Origin of the sequence: Kitasatospora sp. NPDC057512 (assembly GCF_042802135.1) — a bacterium.
GTDB lineage: Bacteria > Actinomycetota > Actinomycetes > Streptomycetales > Streptomycetaceae > Kitasatospora.
Genome location: NZ_JBHVET010000345.1, coordinates 1 through 8,420 on the forward strand (window position 1 = coordinate 1; position 8,420 = coordinate 8,420).

Consider the following 8,420-nt stretch of genomic DNA (forward strand, 5'->3'; position numbering starts at 1 on the left):
GTTGGTGGGTGGGAGCGCCCCGGCCGGGCCGACTGCCGCCGCAGCCGGCCCGGAGGCCCGGGATCGCGCCGGCGTCAGACCAGGCCGTCGGCCAGCGCCTTCTCGGTGGCCGCGCGGACGGCCTCCTCGATCTCCGGGACGAGCGGCAGGCGCGGGGCGCGCACCGGGCCGCCGGGGCGCCCGGCGATGTCCATGGAGAGCTTGATGGCCTGGACGAACTCGGTCTTGGAGTCCCAGCGCAGCAGCGAGTGCAGCGACTTGTAGAGCGGCAGCGCGTTCTCCAGGTCCTTGGAGACGGCGGCGTCGTAGAGCGCGACCGAGGCGGCCGGCAGGGCGTTCGGGTAGCCGGCGATCCAGCCGACCGCGCCCGCGAGCGCCAGCTCCAGCAGCACGTCGTCGGCGCCGATCAGCAGGTCCAGCCCGGGGGCCAGCTCGGCGATCTCGTACGCCCGGCGGACGTCGCCGCTGAACTCCTTGACCGCGACGATCGAGCCCTCGGCGTGCAGCTGGGCGAGCAGCGCGGGGACGAGGTCGACCTTGGTGTCGATCGGGTTGTTGTACGCCACGATCGGCAGCCCGGCCTTGGCGACCTCGGCGTAGTGGGCGCGCACCGAGGCGTGGTCGGCCCGGTAGGCGTTCGGCGGCAGCAGCAGGACGGAGCCCGCACCGGCCTCGGCGGCCTGCTCGGCCCAGCGGCGGGACTCGGCGCTGCCGTAGGCGGCCACGCCGGGCATCACCCGGGAGCCGTCGCCGGCCGCCTCGATGGCGACCTCGACGACCTTGGCGCGCTCCTCGGCGGTGAGCGTCTGGTACTCGCCCAGCGAGCCGTTGGGGACGACGCCCTCGCAGCCGGAGTCGATCAGCCAGCGGACGTGCTCGGCGTAGGCGTCGTAGTCGACGGAGTGGTCCGGGCGCAGCGGAAGCGTGGTGGCGACCATGATGCCGCGCCAGGGACGGGTGCTGTCGTGCTGGGTGATGGACACATGAGCTCCTTGATGAGGTGTGACATTTTACTAGAGTGGACGGGCCGGAGACAAGGTCCCCGACCCGCCCTTCGACGACGGACCCCGGGGGGTGCGCCCGACCGTTCCCGCCCGACGCGAGCGGTCGGGCGAGCCCTACGCCTCCGGGGTCGGCCCCGCCGCCAGCTGGGAGAGCGGCACCGGGCAGCCCAGCGGCCGCCGGTCCGGCCCCGGCTCACCCGGGCCGGCCAGGCAGGCCACGGCCGGACCGCACATCCGGCCCTGGCACCAGCCCATCCCGGCCCGGGTGAGCAGCTTGACGGTGCGCGGATCGCCCGCGCCCAGGTCCTCGACGGCCTCCCGGATCGCCGCGACCGGCACCTCCTCGCACCGGCAGACGTCGGTGTCCGGGCGCAGCCAGCCGGTCCAGCCGGGGCCCGGCCGGTGGGCGGCGGCCATCAGGTCGGCGAAGGCCCGCAGCCGCGAGCGGCGGCGCAGCAGCGCGGCCGCGGGCCGCTCCCCGGCCACCGCGTGCGCGGCCAGCTCGCCCTCGGCGAGCGCGAGGTCCGCGCCGCCGACGCCGTTGGTCTCCCCCGCCGACCAGAGGCCGGGCACGCTGGTGCGCAGCCGGGCGTCGACCTCCAGCGCGACCGCGCCGTCCGGCCCGGTCACGGTCCGCGCGCCGAGCTCGGTGGCCAGGTCGATCTGCGGCAGCAGGCCGTGGCCGACGGCGACCGCGTCGCAGTCGATCCGCCGCCCGGTGCCGGGCACCGGCCGCCAGTCGGCGTCCAGCCGGGCCACCGTGACGCCGGTGACCCGGTCCGTCCCGTGCGCCTCGACCACCGCGCTGCGCGGGCGCAGCCGTACACCGTGCCGCAGCAGCGCACCGCCGTGCCCGGCGCCCTCGACCAGCTTGCCGGGGACGCCCGCCAGCACGGCGGGGCGCCGCGCGTACCCGAGGTAGGCGGTGGCCTCGACCACGGCGGGCACCTCGGCCCCGGCGGTGACCAGCGAGGAGGCCGCCGCGAGCAGCAGCGGGCCGCTGCCGGCCACCACGATCCGCTTCCCGGGCAGCACTAGGCCGGCCTTGAGCATGGCCTGGGCGCCGCCCGCGGTGACCACCCCGGGCAGGGTCCAGCCGGGGAACGGCAGCTGCCGCTCGTACGCGCCGGTGGCGAGCAGCACCGACCGGGTCCGGACGGTGGCCCGGTCGGTGCTCTCCGGCCCGCGGGTGACGTGCACCGCGAAGCCGTCCCCGGTGCGCTCCAGCGCCCAGACCTGGTGCCCGGCCCGGAAGGCGGCCCGCCCGGCGCGCTCGTGCGCGTCGAGCCGGTCGGCCAGCCCGGTGTAGGCGGACCAGTGGTGGTGCAGCCGGTCCGGCCGGGCCGCGCCGAGGCCGGGCGCCGGGTGGCGGTAGTACTGCCCGCCGGTGCTCTGCCCGCCGTCCAGCAGGGCGCAGCGCAGCCCGAGGTCGGCGGCGGTGACGGCGGCGGCCAGCCCGGCCGGGCCGGCGCCGATCACCACGAGGTCGTACGGCGGGGCGTCGAGGGGTTCAGACGGCGAGGTCGGCACGGCCGTGGCCCTCCTGGGTGGTGACGGTGGTGCCGGGCTCGGCGGGGAGCAGGCAGGTGCGCTGGTTGGGGCGGCCGTCCACGGTGGCCAGGCAGTCGAAGCAGGCGCCGATCCCGCAGAACGCCCCGCGCGGCTTCCCGCCGACCCGGGTGGTGCGCCAGGCGAGCACGCCGTCGGCCCAGAGCGCGGCGGCGATCGACTGCCCGGGCAGCGCCGGGACGGGCCGTCCGTCGAACTCGATGTGGTGGGCGGGCCCGGGCTCGGCCTCGACCAGCCCGGCGGGGGTGCGGCGGCGCATCGGCGGCCTCTCCAATCTCACGGGTCCAGGAAGGAATCTCACGCGGGCCCCGGTCTCACACGACCGGGCCGGCCCGCCGTCACTCGGCCGGGAAGCGGTCCGCCCGGAACGGCGCGAGGTCCAGCTCCGGCTGCTTGCCGGTGAGCTGCTCGCTGATCAGCAGCCCGGTCGCGGGGGCCAGCCCGATGCCGGCCCCCTCGTGCCCGCAGGCGTGGTACAGCCCGGGCACCCGGGGGTCCGCGCCGATGGCCGGCAGGTGGTCCGGCAGGTACGGGCGGAAGCCCCGGTAGGCGCGCAGCACGGTGACGTCGGCGAGCACCGGGAAGAGGGCGGCGGCCTGGGCCGCGAGCCGGCGCAGCACCTCCTGGGAGAGCGTGCGGTCGAAGCCGACCCGCTCCCGGCTGGCGCCGATCAGCACCGGTCCGCCGGGGGTGCCCTCGATCACGGCGGAGGTCTCCAGCCCGGCCGATCCGCTGGCCACGTTGGCCACGTAGTCGGCGGCGTAGACCTTGTGCCGCACGACCCGCGGCAGCGGCTCGGTGACCAGCACGAAGCCGCGCCGGGGCAGCACCGGCAGGTGCACCCCGGCCAGCGCGGCCACCTCGCCGCCCCAGGTGCCGGCCGCGTTCACCACGGCGGGCGCGGCCAGGCTCCGCCGGTCGGTCCGCACGCCGCGCACGGCGCCGTCCGGGCCCCGGTCGACGGCGGTGACGCTCTCCCCGGTGATCAGCTCGGCGCCCATCCGGCGGGCCTCGCGCAGCAGGTGGGCGGCGGCGAGGGCGGGCTGGACCTGGGCGTCCTGCGGGTAGTGGAAGCCGCCGGCCAGGCCCTCGGCCAGGTGCGGCTCCAGCTCGCGCAGCCGCTCGCCGGGCACCTCCTCGGCCTCGACCCCGACGGCCCGCTGCCCGTCGGCGAAGGCCCGCAGCGCGTCCTGCCCGGCGGCGGTGGAGGCGACCACCACGCCGCCCTTGGGCTCGTACTCGACCGCCGGGCCGAGCCGCTCGGCGAGGTCGCGCCAGAGCCGGGTGCTGAGCAGGGCGAGGTCGAGTTCGGGGCCGGGCTCCTTGTCGGAGACCAGCAGGTTGCCCTCGCCCGCGCCGGTGGTGCCGCCGGCCACCGGCCCGCGGTCCACGACGGCGACGGCGAGCCCGGCGCGGGCGGCGTAGTAGGCGCAGGCGGCGCCGACCACACCGGCGCCGACCACGACGACGTCCAGGGGAGGTGTCTCGGTCTTCAGCACGCCAGTAATATGTCACATGCCATGCGAGCTGCCAAGACCACCCGCCGAAACCCGGAACCGCCCCGACCAGCGAAAAGCCCCGGCCCACCACTGGACAGCGGCGGACCGGGGCTCCCTCAGAGCCTGTCGACTCAGGTGATGTCGTCCATCTCCTCGCGGCGGGACGCCGGCACCGAGGCGCCGGCCGCCGGGGCCGCCGAGGCCTGGACGGACTCCGCACCGGCCACCGGCTGCACCGAGAGGTCCAGGTGCGAGGCCTCCTCGTCGTCCAGCCCGGCGTCCGGGTTGCGGCGCGCCTTGCGCTTGTCGTTGAAGATCGCGATCGCCACCGCGATGAAGTACAGCGCCCAGATCGGCGCGGCCAGCGCCAGCATGCTCAGCGGGTCCGCGCTCGGCGTGGCGAAGGCCGCGAACACCGTGATGCCCATCACCATGCCGCGCCACCAGCCCAGCAGCCGCTTGCCGGTGACCACGCCGACCATGTTCAGCATCACCAGCAGCAGCGGGAACTCGAAGGCCAGGCCGAAGACCAGCACCATCCGGGTGGCGATGTCGAAGTAGTCCTCGGGCGGCAGGATCGGCGTGGTGTCGTTCGGGGTGAACGAGAGCAGCACGTCGACCGTGGTCGGCAGCACCAGGATGGCCACGGCCACACCGGCCAGGAACAGCGGCGTCCCGCAGATCAGGAAGACGACCGTGTACTTCTTCTCGTGCTTGTGCAGGCCCGGCGCCACGAAGGCCCAGACCTGGTAGAGCCAGATCGGCACCGTCCCGACCACGCCCGCCGTCAGGGCCACCTTGAGCATCCAGGTGAAACCGGCGGTCAGACCGATGTTGGAGACCTGGGCGCACTTGCCGTGGTAGTGCTTGGCCAGCTCCAGGGTTTCGCACCGCGGCAGCGGCTGCAGCAGGAAGTCCTCGATCTGCTTGTGGTAGACCGCCGCCACGATGGTGATCAGCACGATCGCCAGGACCGACTTGACCACGCGGTTGCGCAGTTCCCTCAGGTGGTCGGCGAGGGCCATCCGCCCCTCAGGATCCTTTGACGCCTTCGGCGCCTTGGAGAGCTTGCTCAACCCCGGTCCTCAACTCGTGCGTCGGGGCCCGCCGGTCGGCGGGCCTCCGTGGTCGCGCGCGCCGCGCACACGGTGTGCGCGGCGGGCGTCAGGTGCCTCACGTGCGCCGCGCTCAGTGCGGGCGGTCGCCGTCGGGCGCGGAGGCCCCGGCGGCGGGCCCGGTCACCGGACGGGCCGTGGCCGACGCGCCCGGAGCCGGCTGGACGGTCCTGGCCGCGGCACCGTCGACCGGGGCCGGGGCGGGAGCGGGCCGGGACGGCTGCTCGGACTCGCCGTCCGAGCGCATCGCCTGCGCCTCGCTCTTCAGGATCCGCATCGACTTGCCCAGCGAGCGCGCCAGGTCCGGCAGCCGCTTGGCTCCGAACAGCACGATGGCGAGGATCACGATCACCACGATCGCGGTCATCGAGATGCGCATGCGCGACCACCTTCAGTCATGGCGGCCCGACGGGCCGTCCGCTGCGGATGGTAACCGCTGCGGATGACGCCACGACGACGGCCGCCCGAACAGGACAGCGGCCCCCGGTACGCGGTTCAGGAGCCAACTGAGAGCGTAACCCGCCCCCACCCGCGCGCAGCAGCCCCCGTACCACCGCGGTCCCGACCGTGCTATGCGGCGGGGACGCTCCGCTCCGCGGCCGGGGCGCCCTGGCCGGGCACCGCGTCCGCCAGGTCCCCGGCCGCCGCGGCCAGCGCCCGCGAGGCCGCGTCCACGCCCTTGGCCAGCGCCCGCACGTCCAGCCAGAGCCGGATCGCGAGGACCCCGAGGACCAGCAGGCCCGCGGTGGCGAGCAGGACGGCGGCGACGAGCATCCAGGACATGCGCCCCAGCCTATACGCGTACTACCCCTCGGCCGGGACGAGCCGCATGGTGCGCACCCCGGCCCCGGTGAGCGCCTCGACGATCTTCTCGCCGGCCGGCTTGCGCACCGCCGCCCCGCACCGCGGGCAGCCGAAGCTGTAGTGCGCCTGGGCCGGGGTGCGACCGAGGGTCAGGCGGAAGTCCTCGGCCGGGAGCTCCACCTTCTCCCGGCACTCGGAGCAGTACACCTTGAATCTGGTCCCGGGTTCCACCGCTCAGACCCGCCCCTCCCCGTAGGCGGCCAGCGCCTCCCGCGCGGCCGAGCGCGCCTGCTCGGCGAGCTCGGGCGGCGAGACGATCCGGCCGTCCCGGCCCAGCCGCAGCGCCAGCGGGCGCAGCTGGGAGGGGTCGGCGCTGCGCAGGGTGATCCGCAGCCCGCCGTCGGGCAGCTCCTCGGCCCGGTCGTGGGTGTAGTACTCGGCCACCCAGCGCCCGCCGGAGGAGACCTCGACGACCACCTCGGGGTCGTCCGCCGCCGGGTTGACCAGCCCGCCGCTCAGGTCGCGCGGCTCGCGCCGGGGCGGGTCGGCCGGGACGTCCAGGACGCGGATCTCGGCGACCCGGTCGAGCCGGAACATCCGGTGGTCCTCGGAGGTGCGGCACCAGGCCTCGAGGTAGGTGTGGCCCTCGGTGAGCAGCCGGATCGGGTCGACCTCGCGCTCGGTCATCCCGCCGCGCCCGTGCGAGTAGTAGCGCAGCCAGAGCCGGCGGCCCTCGCTGAGCGCGCGGTCGATGTCGGCGAAGACGTGGCTCTCCGCCTCGAAGGTCACGCCGACCCGGGCGCTGCCCTCGGCGCTCTCCCCCGCCGCGTTCTCGATCTTGGCGACGGCCCGGGTGAGCGCCTCCCGGTCCCCGGCCCGCAGGCCCGGCAGTCCGGCCACCGCGCGGGCGGCCACCAGCAGCGCGGTCGCCTCGTCGGCGGCCAGCCGCAGCGGCTGGGCGACGTCGTCGACGTTGTGCCACCAGATCCGCTCGCCGTCGGTGTCGATGTCGAGCAGGTCGCCGCCGCGGAAGCTGGTGCCGCACATGGGCAGCACGTTGAGGTCCGCGATCAGCTCGCGCTCGCTGATCCCGAACGCCCGGGCCACCTCGGCGACCTCGGCCCCGGGCCGCTCCCGCAGGTAGGTGACCAGCGACAGCATCCGTCGCGTCTGGTCGATGGCGTTGCTCACGCGCCCACTCCTTCGAAACCCGCGACCGCCCGCAGCCGGTCGACCACATCCGCCCGCAGCTCCTCCGGCCCGAGCACCAGCACGTCCGGCCCGAACTCGGCCAGGTCCGCGCCGAGCCCGTTGCCGTACGGGATCTCCAGCTCGTCCCACAGCTCGTCCACCCGGGTGCTGCCCAGCGCCTTGGTCCGCAGCGGGAAGCCGGCGCCCCGGCGGACCCGGACGGTCGCGGTGGCGGTCGCCCCCTCGCCCGCGAACTTCGCCACGGTGGCCCGGACGTCCACGTGCTCGGGCACGGCGCCGAGGAAGGCCCCGGACCTCGCCTTCACCCTGCCGGTGATCCGGCTGAGCCGGAACACCCGGGCGTCGCCCCGGTCGCGGTCGTACCCGGCCAGGTACCAGTGCCCGCGCCAGCACTCCAGCGCCCACGGCTCGACGCTGCGCTGCTCGACGGCGGCGGCGCCGGCCTTGCGGTACTCGAAGGTGACCGGACGGCGGTCCCGGGCGGCGGTGAGCAGCGGCTCGAACGCGGCCTCCCGGGCGGGGATGCGCGGCTCCAGGGCGGTCCGGCCCTCGGCCTCGGCGAACGGCACCCCGGCCGCGCGCAGCTTCTGCAGGGCGCCGCTGGCCGCACCGGACATCTTGGCCTGCTGCCAGACCCTGGCCGCCAGGGTCAGCGCGGCCGCCTCCTCGGCGTCCAGGGCGATCTCGGGCAGCCGGTTGCGGTCGGCTCGGGCCAGGTAGCCGAGCTCGCCGTCCAGGGTGCTCTCGTCCACGTCGATCACCAGGCCGAGCTCGCGCAGGTCGTCCTTGTCCCGCTCGAACATCCGGTTGAAGGCGTCCTCGCTGCTGTTCTGCCAGGCCTCGCGGTACGCCTCGATGGATTCCCGCAGCTCCTTCTTGGAGAGCGGACGTCTGGTGTTCATCAGGCACAGGGCGAGATTCATCAGCCGCTCTGCCTTAGCGATCGCCATCGCTGACCCTTCCGGTGTGCCGCGCCGCGCGCGGGATGCGCCAACCGGGCGATCACCACCCGGCGGGACCGACCGTACCGGTAGCGGTACGCACGGCAAAAGCGGCCTCCCCGAACGCCCCCGGACACGCCCGTGGGCCGGGCCCCCCGCGGGGTGCGGCCCCCCGGACGAGCGGGCTCAGACGGCCCGCCGGGCGGCCACGAAGAAAAGGGGAGCGTGGGGCCGGCGAGCCGCGGGCGGCGCCAGGGCGCCGTAAGCCACGGGCCC

General features: G+C 75.6%; 10 protein-coding genes. All 10 read right to left on the minus strand.

What is annotated here, in order from left to right; translation table 11 throughout:
- Window positions 1–74: 74 nt before the first annotated feature.
- A complete protein-coding gene (locus ACFU6K_RS22120; protein WP_181970794.1) occupies window positions 75–938 on the minus strand; it encodes a dihydrodipicolinate synthase family protein in 864 nt (287 codons plus the stop codon).
- 180 nt (window positions 939–1,118) lie between these two features.
- Window positions 1,119–2,534 (minus strand): NAD(P)/FAD-dependent oxidoreductase, encoded by a 1,416-nt coding sequence (locus ACFU6K_RS22125; protein WP_380665536.1) that lies wholly within the window; start codon window positions 2,532–2,534, stop codon window positions 1,119–1,121.
- A complete protein-coding gene (locus ACFU6K_RS22130; RefSeq protein WP_049652011.1) occupies window positions 2,515–2,832 on the minus strand; it encodes a (2Fe-2S)-binding protein in 318 nt (105 codons plus the stop codon). The genes ACFU6K_RS22125 and ACFU6K_RS22130 overlap by 20 nt, the downstream gene beginning before the upstream one ends.
- Window positions 2,833–2,911: 79 nt before the next feature.
- Window positions 2,912–4,072 (minus strand): NAD(P)/FAD-dependent oxidoreductase, encoded by a 1,161-nt coding sequence (locus tag ACFU6K_RS22135; RefSeq protein ID WP_380665538.1) that lies wholly within the window; start codon window positions 4,070–4,072, stop codon window positions 2,912–2,914.
- A 131-nt stretch (window positions 4,073–4,203) separates the two neighbouring features.
- Window positions 4,204–5,097 carry a twin-arginine translocase subunit TatC gene (gene tatC / locus ACFU6K_RS22140; RefSeq protein ID WP_380665540.1) on the minus strand — a complete coding sequence of 298 codons (894 nt, stop codon included), beginning with the start codon at window positions 5,095–5,097 and terminating at the stop codon, window positions 4,204–4,206.
- A gap of 163 nt (window positions 5,098–5,260) precedes the next feature.
- A complete protein-coding gene (tatA, locus tag ACFU6K_RS22145) occupies window positions 5,261–5,566 on the minus strand; it encodes a Sec-independent protein translocase subunit TatA (protein ID WP_380665543.1) in 306 nt (101 codons plus the stop codon).
- Between the two features lie 191 nt (window positions 5,567–5,757).
- Window positions 5,758–5,970 (minus strand): hypothetical protein, encoded by a 213-nt coding sequence (locus ACFU6K_RS22150; protein ID WP_380665545.1) that lies wholly within the window; start codon window positions 5,968–5,970, stop codon window positions 5,758–5,760.
- 21 nt (window positions 5,971–5,991) lie between these two features.
- Window positions 5,992–6,198, minus strand: a complete 207-nt coding sequence (locus ACFU6K_RS22155; RefSeq protein WP_375876040.1) for a hypothetical protein — start codon at window positions 6,196–6,198, stop codon at window positions 5,992–5,994.
- Between the two features lie 27 nt (window positions 6,199–6,225).
- Complete coding sequence (locus ACFU6K_RS22160) at window positions 6,226–7,152, minus strand: YafY family protein (RefSeq protein ID WP_181970795.1); 927 nt, start codon at window positions 7,150–7,152, stop codon at window positions 6,226–6,228.
- Between the two features lie 26 nt (window positions 7,153–7,178).
- Complete coding sequence (locus tag ACFU6K_RS22165; RefSeq protein WP_380665547.1) at window positions 7,179–8,153, minus strand: helix-turn-helix transcriptional regulator; 975 nt, start codon at window positions 8,151–8,153, stop codon at window positions 7,179–7,181.
- Window positions 8,154–8,420: the final 267 nt, after the last annotated feature.